We start from the raw sequence: 17,386 nt of genomic DNA, 5'->3' as shown, positions 1-17,386 counted from the left end.
GCCGGGTTGCGGCAGGCGGCGTGTTTCGCGCGATGACGGCGATTACTTCGACGCGGTCTTGGTGTCCATGTTCACGACCTGGACGCGGCGGTTGACCGGATCGGCGCCGTTGGCGGTATCCTTCAGCTTAGTCTCGCCGTAGCCGACCGTAACGAGATCGTTGCCGTTGAGCCCGTAGTTCTGCACCAAGTACTTCTTGATGGTGTCGGCGCGCCGTTCGGAGAGGCCTTGATTGTACTGTTCGCCGCCGGTCGCGTCGGTGTGGCCGGCGACCACGAAAGTCGAGCCCTTCAGCGCCGGATCGGACAGCGCCTTGCCGAGCGCCTGCACCGAGGGCATCGAGGTCTTGGCGATATCGGCCGAGTTGTAGTCGAACTGGATTTCCAGGTCGATCTTCGGCTTGGTCGCCGCGAGCTCGGCGATCTGCTCGCGCTCGCCCGTCGAGAGCGACCGGGTCGAGCGGTTGCGCACCGTGTTCAGGAAGGTCGCTTCCTTGGCTTGCACGGTCGTGTCGGTCTGCGGGCCGACGGACAGGCCGCGGGTTACCGGCTTGGGCTTCAGTGCATCCAGGATTTTGTCGGTGGAGACATTGTTGTCGCCGGCCAGTGCCAGGCCCGCCGTCATCGACAGGGCCGCGGAAAGAGCAATCGCCTTCAGTCCAAAGAATTTATCAAAACGGGTCATTGTCGTATCCTCGCTGTTACGCCTGATAGCGATTTGATGCTGCGAGCATAGGGCAGGTTCAAAGGCCCTGATGTGATCTTGGTCACGGTGGCCGACAGCGCTTCCAGGCTTGGTCTCGCGCATTTTCCGGCTTTCGGGCGGTGAACCGGCACATTTCGCGGCCTCTGCGGGAGCGGAGCCGATCGTCCCAATAGCAGTGGTCGCATCGTCCGCGGGACAGGTTCACGCCGCGGCAGGCCCGGTGTGATTGAAATCACGTTGGGGCGCCGGCTCCTTGTCGGGGAGACGGACTACCGCAGTGGCCCGCCAGACCGGACAATGTGCCTGAGCCGGAGGTCGCTACCGGCAGCCTCGGGGGGAGCGCCCAAAAGTCGCACGCTGACAGCGGGCTTGCGCTGCGGCGCAGCAACGAAAATGTCTTCTCCCTGCAAACTTGTCGCTAAAGAATGGCTATCGTGTTGACCGGCATGGCGCCGGTTCGCTCTACGGAGGAGACGTTAGATGAAGATCTTGCTTTCGGTCGTTCTGCTCGCCGCGTTTTCGGCATCGCCGGCTTTCGCAGCCAAAATGCAGCCCTGCACGGGCGAAGCGATGGGCAAGTCGATCACCGCGATGGGAACGGTGGATTCGCCGGCCAAGCAGGCGATGGCGAAGGAAATGGCTTCGGCCAACTCCGAGATGAGCAAAGCCAATATGCGCGGCGCCTGCAAGCACTACATGAAGATGCAGAAGATGAGCGCGAAATAGCCGAGCGTTCGCTGACCGGCCGCGCTGTCAGTAGATGGCAGCGCGGTTTTCTTTGCCTCGATTGTTTGCCTCCGCGCAGATCTCGCTACATTGCATTCTGCAATGTCACGCACGCCCAAACCCCATCCCCTCACCACGAGACAGGCCCGGCAGATCTGGCTGCATGCCCAGCGGCTGGATGAGCGCACCCCGTTCGGCGAGGGAGCACAGGCTGTCGCGGATGCGGTCGCTCATCTCGGCTATGTGCAGATCGACACCATCAACGTCATCGAGCGCTGCCATCATCACATTCTGTTCAGCCGGATCCCGTCCTATCGCCGCGCCGATCTGCGCCATGCCCAGAGCGCCGACAGAAGCGTGTTCGAATATTGGACCCACGCGCTCTCCTACGTGCCGACCGGCGACTTCCGCTTCTTCCTGCCGGCGATGCGCGAGCATCGGCGCGAGGGGCACAAATGGTTCGCCTCGGTGAAGCCCGCCGACATGCGCAAGGTGATGCGGCTGCTGCGGGCCGGTCCGCTGACCATCCGCGACATCGAGGATGACGTGCTCGTCGAGAAGGAGCATCTGTGGCAGAGCCGCAAGCCCTCCAAGCGGGCGTTGCAGCTGGCCTTCTATACCGGCGCTGTCACCATCAGCGAGCGGCAGGGCATGCTCAAGACCTACGAGCTGATGACGCGCCATTTCGGCTGGGACAGGCTGCCAAGGCCGGCCTCGGCAAGGGAGATCACGACCTATCTGCTCGACCGGGCGTTGCGGTCGCAAGGTGTGGTGAGCCTCGATTCGATCTGCCACCTCGACGCGCCGCGCAAGAAGGCGGTGGCCGGCCTGATCGCTTCCCGCGTGCGCCGCGGCGAGCTCGTGCCGGTCGCGCTCGACGGCGCCGGCAAGCAGGAGCATTGGGCGGCGCCGGCCGTGCTCGAGCCGAGCAGTGAGGCGGTCTCGCCCGATCTGGTCCACATCCTGTCGCCGTTCGATCCCCTGATCATCCAGCGCAAGCGCACCAATTTCATCTTCGGCTACAACCATCTGTTCGAGGCCTATGTGCCGAAGGCCAAGCGCAAGCTCGGCTATTTCGCGCTGCCCGTGCTGGTCGGCGACGAGATCGTCGCAGCGCTCGATCTCAAGACCGACCGGCAGGCCAAGAAGCTCTTGATGCAGAAATGGACCTGGGTCGGACAGGGCAAGAAGACCGCGGGCCGCACGGCGCTGAAGCAGCGGATCGAGGAGGAGCTCGATCGCTTCGAGCGTTTTCAGCTCTCAGAGTGAATTGCAGGACACCGCTCTCGTAGGGTGGGTTAGCCGATTCAAGCAGCCAGTCGCTCAACACTGAAATCTGCAAGGCGTAACCCACCGCGGTTCATCCACTCGGAAGAGAAGTGGTGGGTTACGTTTTCGCCGTCGCTCTTCGAGCTTCGCGGACGCTAACCCACCCTACGCAGCGTCGTCAGCCTATCGATCGAGACCCCAACCGCAATCCCCACCGCATACGCCGCCAGATTCCAGAGCGAGAAGATGCGGCCGAGCAACAAGGCGCCGGCGGTCGTCAGCCGGAATGCGTCGAGCCACGGCGCATGCACCAGGCGGGAGAATTCCACGACGAGCGCGATGATCGCCGCGAGCGCTGCAATCTGCGTCCGCGTGAGTCGCGGCAGCAAAACGCCGGCCAGCAGAAACACCATCGTGGCCCACAATAGCGAGCCGCCATACTTGACCACGAAAGCGGGGAGGCCGAGCGGAAAGCCGTACCAGCGCAACGACAGCCCGCAGGCGATGATGACGAGCGCGAGAGCGGCGCGGATCATCGCCTTCTGCATCGGCGCAATGGCTTGATCCGGCTGCGTGCCGTGCATTGCTCGCTCCATTGACTCTTCGCCCGCGATGCTGAAAACCGCCACTCGCCCACAAAAGCAACAACCAAGGGGGAAGCCATGAGCCAGACCACCACCTATGCCGGTTCCACCGGCGGCGCCAAGAACGTCAAGAGCGACATCGAAACGTCGACGATCCGCGCCATTTCCTGGCGCCTGATTCCCTTCCTGGTGCTGGCCTACTTCTTCTCCTATCTCGACCGCGTCAACCTCGGCTTCGCCGCTTTGACCATGAATGCGGACCTGAAATTCACCCCGCTGATCTTCTCCTGGGGCGCCGGCATCTTCTTCATCGGCTATTTCATCTTCGAGGTTCCGAGCAACCTCGCGCTGGAGAAATTCGGAGCCAGCCGCTGGATCGCCCGCATCATGGTGACCTGGGGGATCATCTCGGCGCTGATGGCGATGGTCAGCGGCGTCACCAGCTTCTACGTCCTGCGCTTCCTGCTCGGCGTCGCCGAGGCCGGCTTCTTCCCCGGCATCATTCTCTATCTCACCTATTGGTATCCGGCCGAATACCGCGCCCGCTTCCTGGCGGCTTTCGCCATCGCGGTGCCGGTCTCGACCGTGATCGGCGCGCCGATCTCGGGCCTCTTGCTCGGGCTCGACGGCCTGATGGGCCTGAAGGGCTGGCAGTGGCTGTTCATCATTGAGGGCATCCCTTCCGTGCTGCTCGGCATCGTCACCTGGTTCTATCTCACCGACAGGCCGGAGAAGGCGGATTGGCTGTCGGCCGAGCAGAAGGCCTGGCTCAAGGCGAAGCTCGATTCGGAGATCGCGGCCAAGCAGGCGGTGAAGCATTTATCGCTAGGCGAAGCGCTGTCCTCGCCCAAGGTGATCGCGCTCAGCCTGATCTATTTCGGCTTCGTCGGCGCGCTCTACGGCATGCAGTTCTGGCTGCCGCAGATCGTCAAGGCGTTTGGGCTGACCAACGCGCAGACCGGTTTTGTCACCGCGATCCCGTACCTGTTCGGCACCATCGCCATGATCCTGTGGGCGCGGCACTCCGATGCGAGGCGCGAGCGCGTCATGCATGTCGGCGCGCCGCTGCTGCTGACGGCGGTCGCGCTCGGTGTGTCCTCCTATCTCACCGATCCCACGGCCACGATGGTGGTGCTGACGATCGCGGCCATCGGCGTGTTGTGCTGCTTCGGCGTGTTCTGGACGCTGCCGACCGCCTGGCTCTCCGGCACCGCAGCCGCCGGCGCCATCGCCCTGATCAACTCGATCGGCAACCTCGCCGGCTTCGGCGGGCCGTATCTGATCGGCTGGGTCAAGGAAGCGACGGGCCAGACCTCGAACGGCCTGCTCGTGCTCGCCGTGCTGCCGCTGCTCGCCGGCATCCTGGTGTTCGTCGGCGGACACGACAGCAAGCATGAGTTCGCCGGGCAGGGGCGGGAAGACCATTAGCCCGTAGGTAGACAAGGCGCGCTCTTGCCCGCCGTACCCACCATTTTTCCCTACGCCGGCCAGGTTGGTGGCCTGCCATACAATAGCACCCCTGGAGGGCCGCCATTCCTATCCTCACCGCCCCTTAACGATCACGCATTTCTGATGACTGACGATTATTGACTTTCATCAGTAATTAGTCGACATTCCTCCCCATCGAGATGCAGGAGTGTCCTTCGATGTTCGTCCGGTTGGTTTTATCGAGCTATTCCAGGCTGTTGGCAGGCGCCGCGCTGGCCCTGATGGCCGCGACCCTGGCCGGGTGCAATGACACCGTCGCCGAGAAGGCCGAGCCGCCGCGGCCGGTTCTGGTCGCAACCGCGCATTATGATGCCGAGACCCCGGAGCGTAGTTTCGTCGGCACCGTCAGGCCGCGGATCGAGAGCGATCTCGGCTTCCGCGTTGCCGGCAAGGTTGCCAAGCGGCTTGTGGAAGTCGGTCAGACCGTCGAGATCGGCCAGCCGCTCGCCACCCTCGACGAGGTCGATTTGAAGCTGCAGGCCGAGCAGGCGCTGGCCGAGCAGACCGCCGCGACCGGCGTGCTGGCCCAGGCCGCCGCCGCCGAGCAGCGTGCCAAGGATCTGAAGGCCAAGGGCTGGACCACGGATGCGCAGATGGATTCCAGCCGCGCCGCTGCGGACGAAGCCCGCGCCCGCCTGAACCGCGCCGAGCGCGCGCTCGAATTGAGCAAGAACTCCCTTTCCTACGCGACGCTCGTTGCCGACGCCCGTGGCGTCGTCACCGCAACGCTGATCGAGCCCGGCCAGGTGGTCGCCGCGGGCCAGGCTTCGATCCGTGTCGCCCGCTTTGCCGAAAAGGAAGCGGTCGTCGCGATCCCTGAGACGCTGGTTGGACGCGCCAAGTCGGGCGTCGCCAGCGTCACTCTTTGGTCCGAGCCGGGCAAGAAATATGCGGCCAAGCTGCGCGAGATCGCGCCGACGGCCGATCCGGCCACGCGCACCTATCTTGCGAAATTCTCGCTGCCCGAGGCCGACGACAAGGTCTCGCTCGGCATGACGGCGACGCTGACGCTGTCGGACGCCGCGACCGAGCGCGTCGCGCGGCTGCCGCTGTCGGCGCTGTTCAACGAAGGCGGCAAGCCGTCCTTTTACGTCGTCGACGACAACGGCGCGCTCACCCTGAAGCCGGTGACGGTGAAGTCCTACGAGAGCAACGACGTGGTCATCACCGGCGGCGTGGAAGAGGGCGCCAAGATCGTCGCCCTCGGCGTGCAGAAGCTCGATCCGGGCCAGCGGGTGCGGGTCGTGTCGTCACTGAGTTTTTAGTTCCCCCTGTCATTCCGGGATGGTCCGAAGGACCAGACCCGAATCTCGAGATTCCGGGTTCGGCCCTGCGGTCCGCCCCGGAATGACAAGGAAATTGAGTTACGTCGTGTGAGGCGAGTTTCGGCCCCGGCGCAAATGCTTGGGCTGAAGCGGCGAAGCGATCCAGAACCTGCCCAGCCCCTGGATTGCTTCGCTGCCTCGCGACGACGGTTTGAACGGAGTGGCTGTCGTGTCTTTGGCAATTGGATCGTCTTTTCGGAGAGAGCGATGAAGCGCTTCAACCTTTCGGCCTGGGCCGTCAGCCATCCGACGCTGGTTCTCTTCATGATGATCATTCTCGGCGTCGCCGGCTTCTTCTCCTATGAGAAGCTCGGCCGCGCCGAGGATCCGTTCTTCACGGTGAAGGTGGTCAACGTCTCCGTGATCTGGCCGGGCGCGACCGCGCAGGAGATGCAGACGCAGGTCGCCGATCCCATCGAGAAGAAGATCCAGGAGCTGCCCTATTTCGAGAAGGTGCAGACCTATTCCAAGCCCGCCTTCACCGCGCTCCAGGTCACCTTCCGCGACAACACGCCGCCGAAGGAGGTGCCCTATCTCTTTTATCTCCTGCGCAAGAAGCTGGTCGACGTGCAGGGCCAGCTGCCGTCGGGCATTCTGGGACCCGTCGTCAACGACGAATTCTCCGACGTCGATTCCATCCTCTACATGATGACCGGCGACGGCGCGGATTACGCCCAGCTCAAGAAGGTTTCGGAAGGCTTCCGTCAGCGCCTGCTCAAGGTACCTGGCGTCACCAAGGTCGATGTCTACGGCAACCAGGACGAGCGCATCTTCGTCGAGTTCAGCCACGCCAAGCTCGCCACCCTCGGCATCACGCCGCAGGCGCTGTTCGATTCGCTCGCCAAGCAGAACAACGTCACCCCTGCCGGTACGGTCGAGACCTCCTCGCAGCGCGTGCCGCTGCGCGTCACCGGCGCGCTCGACGGTGCCAAGGCCGTGGCCGAAACGCCGGTCGAGAGCAACGGCCGCGTCTTCCGCTTGGGGGACATCGCCACCGTCACCCACGGCTATGTCGATCCGCCGAGCTTCGTCGTCCGCCAGGAAGGCAAGGCGGCGATCGGCATCGGCGTCGTCACCGCCAAGGGTGCCAACATCCTCGAGCTCGGCAAAGAGGTCGAGAAGGCGACCGCCGACTTTATGAAAGCGGTGCCGCAGGGCATCGACGTCAAGCTGATCGCCGACCAGCCCAAGGTGGTCGAGCATGCCGTCGGCGAGTTCGTGCATTCCTTCATGGAAGCGCTCGTCATCGTGCTGTTCGTCTCGTTCCTGGCGCTGGGCTGGCGCACCGGCATCGTGGTCGCGCTGTCGGTGCCTCTGGTGCTCGGTATCGTCTTCATCGTCATGAGCACGATGTCGCTCGACCTGCACCGCATCACGCTGGGCGCCCTCATCATCGCGCTCGGACTGCTGGTCGACGACGCCATCATCGCGGTCGAGATGATGGTGGTGAAGATGGAGCAGGGCTGGGATCGCATGCGTGCGGCGTCGTTTGCCTGGGAATCGACTGCGTTTCCGATGCTCACGGGAACGCTGGTCACGGCCGCTGGCTTCCTCCCCATCGGCTTTGCCAATTCCGCGGTCGGCGAATATGCCGGCAGCATCTTCTGGATCGTGGCGATCGCGCTGGTCGCCTCCTGGTTCGTGGCGGTGATCTTCACGCCCTATATCGGCGTCAAGCTGCTGCCTGACATGAAGGCGCACCACAACCACGATCCGCACGCGGTCTACGAGACCCGCATGTACCGCGGCCTGCGCGCCATCGTGAAATGGTGCGTCAACCACCGCATCACCGTGGTGGCCGCGACCGTCGGCGTCTTCATCGCCTCGATCGTCGGATTCGGCCAGGTCCAGCAGCAGTTCTTCCCGCTGTCGGAGCGGCCTGAGCTGTTCTTCCAGCTGCGCCTGCCCGAGGGCACCGCCTTCAACGTCACCGAAAAAGCGGTGAAGAAGGCCGAAACGCTGCTCAAGGACGACAAGGACATCGAGACCTATACGTCCTATGTCGGCCAGGGCTCGCCGCGCTTCTGGCTCGGCCTCAATCCGCAGCTGCCGAACGAGGCTTTCGCCGAGATCGTCATCGTCGCCAAGGGCGTCGAGGCGCGCGAGCGCATCAAGGCCAAGATCGAGAACGCGGCTGCCGAGGGCTTCCTGTCCGAGGCGCGCGTGCGCGTCGACCGCTTCAATTTCGGTCCCCCGGTCGGCTTCCCGGTCCAGTTCCGCGTGATCGGCCCCGACGCCAACAAGGTGCGTGAGATCGCCTACCAGGTCCGCGACGTCATGCGTCAGAACAAGAGCGTCAAGGACGTCCAGCTCGACTGGAACGAGCAGTCGCCTTACCTCAAGCTCGTCGTCGATCAGGACCGCGCCCGTGCCATGGGCCTGACACCGCAGGACGTCTCGCAGGCGCTCGCGATGCTGATCTCGGGCTCGCAGGTCACGACCGTGCGCGACGGCATCGAGAAGGTCGGCGTGGTCGCCCGTGCGGTCCCGTCCGAGCGCCTCGACCTTGGCGGCGTCGGCGATCTCACCATCACCTCGCGCAATGGCGTTGCCGTGCCGCTGCAGCAGATCGCCAAGATCGAGTACGCCCATGAGGAACCGATCATGTGGCGGCGCAACCGCGATATGGCGATCACCGTGCGCTCCGACGTCGTCGACGGCGTGCAGGCCCCTGATGTCACGAGCCAGATCACGCCGAAGCTGAAGCCGATCATGGATCACCTCGAGCCGGCCTACCGGATCGAGCCGGGCGGCGCCTTCGAGGAATCCGCCAAGGGCAATGCCTCGATCTTCATCCTCTTCCCGGTGATGGTCATGGTGATGCTGACGCTGCTGATGATCCAGCTGCAGAGCTTCTCGCGCCTGATCCTGGTGTTCCTGACCGCGCCGCTCGGCATCGTCGGCGCCTCGCTCGGCCTCAACGTCGCCAATGCCCCGTTCGGCTTCGTGGCGCTGCTCGGCCTGATCGCGCTCGCCGGCATGATCATGCGCAACACGGTCATCCTGGTCGACCAGATCGAGACCGACGTCTCCCACGGCCTGCCCCGGCGCGAGGCGATCGTGGAGGCCACCGTCCGCCGCGCCCGGCCCGTGGTGTTGACGGCGCTTGCCGCCATCCTCGCCATGATCCCGCTGTCGCGCTCGGCGTTCTGGGGTCCGATGGCGATCACCATCATGGGCGGCCTGTTCGTCGCGACCTTCCTCACGCTCCTGTATCTGCCGGGCCTCTACGCCCTGTGGTTCAGGAAGAGCCTGGACGAGGCAGGTATCCCCGAACAGCCTACCGCGCCGCAGCATGGGAGCGATGAGCATTCAGCTATTCCGCTTGCTGAAGCGGCTGAATAAGTGAGATGAAGTACTGATCGGTGAGTCCTGACTGATGGCCCTTATTTCGGAACATATCGAAGGCGACACCCGGGATCGTATCCTCGAGGTGGCCGAACGGCTGTTCCGTCAGATCGGCTACCAGAAGACCACGGTCGGCGACATCGCCAAGGAGCTCCGGATGAGCCCCGCCAACGTGTATCGCTTCTTCGAATCGAAGAAGGCGATCCATCAGGCGGTGGCCCGCTCCCTCATGGGCGAGGTCGAGCTCGAGGCGCAGCGGATCGTGGCAAGGCCCGGTCCGGTGCCGGAGCGCTTCCGCGAGCTCCTCACCACCATCCATCGCATGAACACCGAGCGCTATGTCGGCGACAACAAGCTGCACGAGATGGTCGAGATCGCGATGCAGGAGGATTGGGAGGTCTGCGTCAACCATATGGAGTGCATCGCCGGCGTCGTCGGCCAGATGATCGCGCAAGGCGTGGCCTCCGGCGAGTTCGAGACGAAGGATCTCCAGCTGGCCTCGCTGTGTGCCTGCACCGCGATGATGCGGTTCTTCCACCCCCAGATGATCGCCCAGTGCGCCACCAAGCCGGGCCCGAATATCGACCAGATGATCGATTTCGTCATCGCCAGTCTGTCGCCGCGCCACTGACGTTTGGGCCGGTTTCCCTCTATAAGCTCACCTGCCGTCATTCCGGGGCGCGCGTAGCGCGAACCCGGAATCTCGAGATTCCGGGTTCGATGCTCTGCATCGCCCCGGAATGACGGAGAGTGGAGAGCCAGCGTGACCGACAAAGACATTTACTTCTACGAGCCCTCCAAGGGCCACGGCCTCAAGCACGATCCCTTCAACGCCATCATCGCGCCGCGGCCGATCGGCTGGATCTCCTCCCGCGACAGCAAGGGCCACGTCAACCTCGCGCCCTACAGCTTCTTCAACGCCTTCTGCTACGTGCCGCCGATCATCGGCTTCTCCTCCACCAACTGGAAGGACACGGTGTCGAACATGGAGCAGACGCGTGAGTTCGTCTGGAATCTCACCACGATGGACCTCGCCAAGCACATGAACGCGACCGCCGCGCATGTCGCGCCCGAGGTCGACGAGTTCAAGCTCGCGGGGCTCACCGCCGTGCCCGGCAAGCTCGTCAACGTGCCGCGCGTCGGCGAAAGTCCGGTCGCCTTCGAATGCAAGGTGTCGGACATCATCCGCCTCAAGGGCGCCGACGGCAAGGAGGCCGACGCCTGGCTGACGTTGGGGGAGGTCGTCGCCGTGCACATCGACAAGGCCATGATCAAGGACGGCGTCTACCAGACCGCCGCCGCCCGCCCGATCGTCCGCGCCGGCCGCCGCGGCGATTATTTCGAGATCAAGCCGGAAAACATGTTCGAGATGGTGCGGCCGGACTAGGCCGGCCACCTCCGCTCCCTCCACGCCGTCATTCCGGGGCGACGCGTCAGCGTCGAGCCCGGAATCCGTTGAGCCACAGAGTGTGTGGATGAATGGATTCCGGGCTCGCGCCAAGAGCCGCGCCCCGGAATGACGTGGGGAGACATCTGGCCCCACCGCTCTCCCGGAACTGCCAGCACGACCCGGCCGTTATGGTCCGGGGCCGCCAGGCCGCGTCAATTTTGCAGGCGAAGTATTCGCCTCCGCCAGCCAGTTTCCGCTAAAATGCCCGACAACCGCGCCGATGCATGAGGTCAGCCATGAGCTTCCGCCGCGACACCCTGACCAAGCCGATCTTCTCCTGGGCGCGCGGCGTGCTGCCGTCGATGTCCGACACCGAGCGCGAAGCCCTCGAGGCGGGCGACGTCTGGTGGGACGCCGATCTCTTCACCGGCAACCCTGACTGGTCGAAACTGCTGAAAATTGCGCCAGCCAAATTGACCGAGGAGGAGCGGGCCTTTCTCAACGGGCCCGTCAACGAGCTCTGCTCCATGCTCGACGAGTGGAAGATTTTCTGGGAATGGCGGGACCTGCCGCAGGACGTCTGGCACTTCGTCAAGCGCGAAAAATTCTTCGGCATGATCATCCCGAAGGAGTTCGGCGGTCTCGGCTTCTCGCCTTATGCCCATTCGGAGGTGGTGCGAAAGATCTCGACCCGCTCGATCGCAGCTGCGGTCACGGTGATGGTGCCGAACTCGCTCGGCCCCGGCGAACTCCTGATGCGCTTCGGCACAAAAGAGCAGCAGGAGCGCTGGCTGCCGCGCCTCGCCGACGGCCGCGACATTCCCTGCTTCGGCCTCACCAGCCCGGAAGCCGGTTCCGATGCCGCCTCGATGGTCGACAGCGGCATCATCTGCAAGGGCGAGTTCGAGGGCCGCGAGGTACTCGGGCTCAGGCTGAACTGGCACAAGCGCTACATCACGCTCGGCCCGGTCGCGACACTGCTTGGCCTCGCCTTCAAGGCCTATGATCCCGATCATTTCGTCGGTGATCAGGAAGAGCTCGGCATCACCGTCGCGCTGATCCCGACCGATCTGCCCGGCGTCGAGATCGGCCAGCGCCATCTGCCGTCGATGCAGGTGTTCCAGAACGGCCCGAACCGCGGCCGCGACGTCTTCATTCCGCTCGACTATGTCATCGGCGGCCAGGCGCGGCTGGGGCAGGGCTGGAAGATGCTGATGACCGCGCTTGCCGCCGGCCGCGGCATCTCGCTGCCGTCGCTCTCGGCCGCGGGTGCCGCCTATGCCGCGCGCACCACCGGTGCCTATGCCCGCATCCGCGAGCAGTTCGGCATCTCCATCTCCAAATTCGAAGGCGTCGAAGAGCCGCTCGCCCGCATCGTCGCGACCGCTTACCAGCTGGACGCGGCGCGCCGGCTGACCTGCGCGGCGCTGAACGCCGGCGTCCATCCCGCCGTCATCTCCGGCATCATGAAGCTGCATGCGACCGAACGGATGCGCACCGCGATCGACGATGCCATGGACATCCACGGCGGCAAGGCCGTCATCGACGGTCCGCAAAACTATCTCGGCAATCTGCACCGTGCCGTTCCGGTCGGGATCACGGTCGAGGGCGCCAACATCCTGACGCGCAATCTCATCGTGTTCGGGCAGGGCGCGATCCGCGCCCATCCCTATCTGCTCGACGAGATGAATGCACTCGCCGACACCGATCGCGAGCGTGGCCTCACCGCGTTCGACAAGGCCTTCTGGAAGCATGTCGGCCATAGTCTTCAGACGCTGTTTCGTGCCTTCGGCCGGAGCTGGACCTTCGGCGCCTTCGCGCTTGCCCCGGATGCGGGCGACGCCACGCCATTCTATCGCCAGCTCTCGCGCTATTCGGCGGCGTTTGCGCTCTGCGCCGACATGGCGCTGCTGACGCTCGGCGGTGCGCTCAAGCGCAAGGAGATGCTGTCGGCGCGCTTCGGGGACATCCTGTCCGAGCTGTATCTGCTCTCGGCGGCGCTGAAGCGCTGGAACGACGAGGGCCGGCAGAAGGAGGATTTTGCCGCGCTGGAATGGTGCATGGCGACCGGCTTCAGGACCATCGAGAACCGGCTGGCCGAAATCCTCGCCAACCTGCCCAACCGCTTCGTCGCCGGCTTCCTCAAGCTCGTGGTCCAGCCGTTCGGCGCCCGCGTGCTCGGCCCGTCCGACCGCGTCGTGCACCAATGCGCGAGCCTGGTGCTGGAGCCGTCGGCGGCGCGCGAGCGCCTGACGCCGGATCTGGCTTACGTCGATGACGACGGCGGCTTTGCCCGGCTGGAGCATGCTTTCAAGTTGGTCACCGGCGCTGAGGCTATCGCCAGGCGCATGCGCGCCGCGCATATCCGCGGCTGGAAGGATGCCGTCACCAGGGGCGTGATCACGCAGGCCGAGGGCGAGCAACTGGCCGCTGCTCATGAAGCCGTCACAAAAGTGATCGAGGTCGATGATTTTGCGCCGGAGGCGCTGTCGCCGATTTACAAGAAAACCGTCAATGTGCATCAGTTCTTCCAGGAACTCGGTGAGCAGAGGGCGGCGGGCTGATGGCACGACCGGTATTCATCGTCGACGGCAGCAGGACGCCGTTCCTGAAGGCGCGCTCGGGACCCGGGCCGTTCACGCCGGTCGATCTCGCCGTGCAATGCGGCCGTCCATTGCTGGCACGCCAGCCGTTTGCGCCCGATAGTTTCGACCAGGTCATTCTCGGCTGCGTCAACGTCATCGCGGACGAGATGAATCCGGCCCGGGTTGCCGCGCTCCGGCTCGGCATGGGCGAGGACATGGTCGCCTTTACCGTGCAGATCAATTGCGGCTCCGGCATGCAGTCGATCGACACCGCCTATCGCTACATTCGCGAGGGCCATGCCGACATGATCCTGGCGGGCGGCACCGAGGCGCTGAGTCACGCGCCGCTGGTCTGGCCCAATTCGGGCGTGCGCTGGTTCGCCGGCCTTGCTACCGCCAAGGGGGTCGCCGCGAAGCTCGCCGCGGCCTTCAAGCTCCGCCCCCGCGATCTCAAGCCGATCATCGGCCTGGAGCGCGGGCTGACCGATCCGATCACCGATCTGAACATGGGCCAGACCGCCGAGGTCGTCGGCCATCTCTTCGGCATTACGCGCGCACAATCCGACGCCTACGCAGCCGAGAGTCATCGCCGGCTCGCGCAGGCGCAAGGCGCGGGCTATCTGAAAGGCGAGGTCGAGACGGCGTTCGCGCGCGACGGCAAGTTCTTCGACCATGACGACGGCGTGCGGCCGGACTCCACGGCGGAGACGCTCGCGAAACTCCGGCCGGTGTTCGAGCGGCCCTGGGGCCAGGTCACCGCCGGCAATTCCTCGCAGATCACCGACGGCGCCTCCTGGGTGATCCTGGCTTCCGATGCGGCGGTGGCGAAGCACAAGCTGACGCCGAAGGCTGCGATCGTCGACAGCCATTGGGCGGCGCTCGATCCTGGCATCATGGGGCTCGGTCCGGTGATGTCAGTGACGCCGCTGCTGCAACGCAATGGCCTCAGCATCAAGGATGTCGAGACCTGGGAGCTCAATGAAGCCTTTGCCACCCAGGTGCTCGGCTGTCTCGCCGCCTGGAACGACGACAAATTCTGCCGCGAGATCCTCGGTCTCGACGGCGCGGCCGGTGAGATCGACCGCGACAAGCTCAACGTCGACGGCGGGGCGATCTCGCTCGGCCATCCCGTCGGCACCTCCGGCAACCGCATCGTGCTGCATCTCGTCAACGCGATGAAGCGGCTCGGCACGCGCCGCGGAATTGCCACCGAATGCATCGGCGGCGGTCTTGGCGGGGCCATGCTGATCGAGGCGGTGTGACCATGGATTCCAAGATCATGACCGCGCTCGGCGATCGCGTCCTGGAGCTCGGGCCCAAGCCCGCGCCCGACAGTCCGTACAAGCATTTCAAGCTGACGCGCGATGCCGACGGCATCGCCTGGCTGCTGTTCGACCGCGCTGACGCAAGTGCCAACACGCTGTCCTCCGACGTCATGGAGGAGTTCGATGCGGTGCTCGCGGCGATCGAGACCGAGCGTCCGGCCGGCCTGGTGATCCGCTCGGCAAAACCGTCGGGCTTCATCGCAGGTGCCGACGTCAACGAATTCCGCGGTGCCTCCGATCCCGGCATGGTCGAGACGCGTATCCGCGCCGCGCACGCCGTGGTCGATCATCTGGAGGCGTTGAAGCTGCCGACCGTCGCGGTGATCCACGGCTTCTGCCTCGGCGGCGGGCTCGAGGTTGCGCTGGCCTGCCAATCGCGCATCGCGATCGACGGCGCGCGCTTCGGCTTCCCGGAGGTGATGCTCGGTCTGCACCCTGGTCTCGGCGGCACCGCGCGGTTCACCGCGCTGGTCAATCCGACCCAGTCGATGGCCTTGATGCTCACCGGCCGCACCATCGATGCGCGCCGGGCCAAGTCGCTCGGCCTCGTCGATGCCGTCACGCAGGAGCGCCACGTCAGGGGCGCGGTGAAGGATGCCCTGTTCGGCCGCGTGAAGCGAGCCAGGCCCGGCCTGATCACGCGCGCTGCCAGTTTCGGCCCGGTGCGCGGGCTCCTGGCAAAGCGCATGCGCTCGGAGACGGCAAAGGCCGCGTCCCGCGAGCACTATCCCGCGCCTTACGCGCTGATCGACCTCTGGGAGACCCATGGCGGCAGCAAGGCCGCGATGCTGAAGGCGGAGCAGGCATCCTTCGCCAAGCTGATGGTGACGCCGACCGCGCAGAACCTGATCCGCGTGTTCTTCCTGCGCGAGCAGATGAAGAAGGCGGCGGGCAGCGGCAATGCCGTCAAGCATGTCCACGTCATCGGCGCCGGCGCCATGGGTGGCGATATCGCGGCTTGGGTCGCCGGGCAGGGGATGCGGGTCTCGCTCGCCGACATGAAGGCCGAACCGATCGCGGGTGCGGTGAAGCGCGCTTCCGAACTCTACGGCAAGATCATCCGCAAGCCGATTGAGGTACGCGACGCACTGGATCGCCTCATCCCCGACATGAACGGGGACGGCGTGCGCAACGCCGATCTCATCATCGAGGCGGTCCCGGAAAAGCTCGAGCTGAAGCAGAAGGTCTATGCCGGGCTGGAGCCGCGGATGAAGCCGGGCGCAATCCTTGCCACCAACACGTCGAGCATTCCTCTCCAGGACCTGCGCACCACGCTGGCGCGGCCGGAGCGGCTGGTCGGCCTGCATTTCTTCAATCCGGTGTCGCGGTTGCAACTGGTCGAAGTCGTCAGTCACGACGGCAACGACGCGCAGGTATTGAAGGACGCGCTCGCTTTCGTCGGTGCGATCGACCGCCTGCCGCTAGCTGTGAAAAGCTCGCCCGGCTTCCTCGTCAACCGCGCGCTGACGCCTTACATGCTGGAGGCGATGGTGATGCTGGACGAGAAGATCGACCAGCGCCTGATCGACGCCGCGGCCGAGCAGTTCGGCATGCCGATGGGTCCGATCGAGCTCGCCGATCAGGTCGGGCTCGACATCTGCCTCGACGTCGGCGACATGCTGCGCACCAAGTTCGGCGATCTCTTGCCGCCGACGCCGGCCTGGCTGCGCGACAAGGTCGCCAGGGGCGAGCTCGGCCGCAAGACCGGCAAGGGCTTCTACAGCTGGAAGGACGGCAAGGCGGAGAAGGCACCGCTCCCCGAGACCGGTCCGCGCGTCACCGACCAGATGATCGACCGCCTGGTGCTGCCGATGTCCAACGTCTGCGTTGCGGCCCTGCGCGAAGGCATCGTCGACGATGCCGACGCTGTCGACGGCGCCATGATCTTCGGCACGGGTTATGCACCGTTCCGCGGCGGTCCGCTGAACTATGCGCGCACGCGTGGTGTGGAGAAGGTCGTATCCACCTTGCGCGGGCTCGCCGAGAGGTTCGGCGAACGGTTCGCGCCCGATCCGGGCTGGGACAGTTTCAAGTGAGAGAGACATGAGCGAGCAGGCGAATATCGGGCCACGCGGCGATCTTTGCATCCGCACGCTGGCGATGCCGGCCGACACCAACGCCAACGGCGACATCTTCGGCGGCTGGCTGCTGAGCCAGATGGACGTCGGCGGCGGCGTGTTTGCCTCGAAGGTCGCGAAGTCGCGGACCGTGACGGTCGCGATCGAGGCGATGAATTTTCGCAAGGCGGTCTATGTCGGCGATCTCGTTTCGGTCTATGCCAATCTCGTCCGCGTCGGACGGACCTCCCTCACCGCGCATCTGGAAGCCTGGGCGCTGCGGCGCGGCGAGGAGCATCCGTTCCTCGTCACCGACGGCAATTTCACCTATGTCTCGATCGACGAGCACGGCCGTCCGCAAGCGGTTCGCGCGACCGATACGACGATCGCGACGTAATCGCACGCAACGCGCGGCCTCATCTTAAGAATGTGTGGCCCGCCGCCAAACGCGCGTCGCCTGTAAGTCATTATCGTCGCGGCTTCGCCAAGAACCAGTCAAGAACCAGTCATAAAACGGATGAGGTCCCGGCGTACTCAATTGCGTGTCGATTCGGGGTGGAAACGGCCTCAAATGCCTGAGGAAC

Annotated in this window: 13 protein-coding genes; 11 read left to right on the top strand and 2 right to left on the bottom strand. The window is 64.8% G+C overall.

Going from position 1 to position 17,386, the window contains the following annotated elements; translation table 11 throughout:
- Window positions 1-42: 42 nt before the first annotated feature.
- Window positions 43-684: an OmpA family protein gene (locus ACETMP_RS15640; RefSeq protein WP_375161618.1), complete on the bottom strand. Its 642-nt coding sequence runs from the start codon at window positions 682-684 to the stop codon at window positions 43-45.
- 501 nt (window positions 685-1,185) lie between these two features.
- Between ACETMP_RS15640 and ACETMP_RS15635 the strand changes: the two genes are divergently transcribed.
- Window positions 1,186-1,431, top strand: a complete 246-nt coding sequence (locus ACETMP_RS15635) for a hypothetical protein (protein ID WP_028134798.1) — start codon at window positions 1,186-1,188, stop codon at window positions 1,429-1,431.
- A 102-nt stretch (window positions 1,432-1,533) separates the two neighbouring features.
- A complete protein-coding gene (locus ACETMP_RS15630; RefSeq protein WP_375161617.1) occupies window positions 1,534-2,700 on the top strand; it encodes a winged helix-turn-helix domain-containing protein in 1,167 nt (388 codons plus the stop codon).
- Between the two features lie 155 nt (window positions 2,701-2,855).
- Here the strand turns inward: ACETMP_RS15630 and ACETMP_RS15625 are convergent, their stop codons facing one another.
- Window positions 2,856-3,284 carry a DUF2809 domain-containing protein gene (locus ACETMP_RS15625; protein WP_375161917.1) on the bottom strand — a complete coding sequence of 143 codons (429 nt, stop codon included), beginning with the start codon at window positions 3,282-3,284 and terminating at the stop codon, window positions 2,856-2,858.
- Between the two features lie 78 nt (window positions 3,285-3,362).
- On the opposite strand from ACETMP_RS15625, the gene ACETMP_RS15620 reads away from it, so the two are divergent.
- The 9 genes from ACETMP_RS15620 (at window position 3,363) to ACETMP_RS15580 (ending at window position 17,199) form a co-directional block, all read left to right on the top strand.
- Window positions 3,363-4,712, top strand: coding sequence for an MFS transporter (locus ACETMP_RS15620; protein ID WP_375161616.1), 1,350 nt, complete (start codon window positions 3,363-3,365; stop codon window positions 4,710-4,712).
- A 218-nt stretch (window positions 4,713-4,930) separates the two neighbouring features.
- On the top strand, window positions 4,931-6,037 hold the full coding sequence (locus tag ACETMP_RS15615; RefSeq protein ID WP_028134802.1) for an efflux RND transporter periplasmic adaptor subunit: 1,107 nt from the start codon (window positions 4,931-4,933) through the stop codon (window positions 6,035-6,037).
- A 267-nt stretch (window positions 6,038-6,304) separates the two neighbouring features.
- Window positions 6,305-9,442 carry an efflux RND transporter permease subunit gene (locus ACETMP_RS15610; RefSeq protein WP_375161615.1) on the top strand — a complete coding sequence of 1,046 codons (3,138 nt, stop codon included), beginning with the start codon at window positions 6,305-6,307 and terminating at the stop codon, window positions 9,440-9,442.
- Window positions 9,443-9,476: 34 nt separating this feature from the next.
- On the top strand, window positions 9,477-10,076 hold the full coding sequence (locus ACETMP_RS15605) for a TetR/AcrR family transcriptional regulator (RefSeq protein ID WP_375161614.1): 600 nt from the start codon (window positions 9,477-9,479) through the stop codon (window positions 10,074-10,076).
- 132 nt (window positions 10,077-10,208) lie between these two features.
- Entirely contained in the window at window positions 10,209-10,832 is a 624-nt protein-coding gene (locus ACETMP_RS15600) for a flavin reductase family protein (RefSeq protein ID WP_375161613.1), read from the top strand.
- Between the two features lie 299 nt (window positions 10,833-11,131).
- Window positions 11,132-13,399, top strand: a complete 2,268-nt coding sequence (locus ACETMP_RS15595; RefSeq protein WP_375161612.1) for an acyl-CoA dehydrogenase — start codon at window positions 11,132-11,134, stop codon at window positions 13,397-13,399.
- Complete coding sequence (locus ACETMP_RS15590; protein WP_028134807.1) at window positions 13,399-14,682, top strand: acetyl-CoA C-acetyltransferase; 1,284 nt, start codon at window positions 13,399-13,401, stop codon at window positions 14,680-14,682. The genes ACETMP_RS15595 and ACETMP_RS15590 overlap by 1 nt, the downstream gene beginning before the upstream one ends.
- A 2-nt stretch (window positions 14,683-14,684) precedes the next feature.
- Complete coding sequence (locus ACETMP_RS15585; protein WP_375161611.1) at window positions 14,685-16,781, top strand: 3-hydroxyacyl-CoA dehydrogenase NAD-binding domain-containing protein; 2,097 nt, start codon at window positions 14,685-14,687, stop codon at window positions 16,779-16,781.
- 7 nt (window positions 16,782-16,788) lie between these two features.
- Window positions 16,789-17,199: an acyl-CoA thioesterase gene (locus ACETMP_RS15580; RefSeq protein ID WP_375161610.1), complete on the top strand. Its 411-nt coding sequence runs from the start codon at window positions 16,789-16,791 to the stop codon at window positions 17,197-17,199.
- Window positions 17,200-17,386 lie beyond the last annotated feature (187 nt).

The sequence above is a fragment of the Bradyrhizobium dasycarpum genome (assembly GCF_042019905.1).
Lineage (GTDB): Bacteria > Pseudomonadota > Alphaproteobacteria > Rhizobiales > Xanthobacteraceae > Bradyrhizobium > Bradyrhizobium japonicum_B.
Note: the sequence above shows the minus strand (reverse complement) of the source record. Positions and strands in the feature narration are given on the sequence as shown.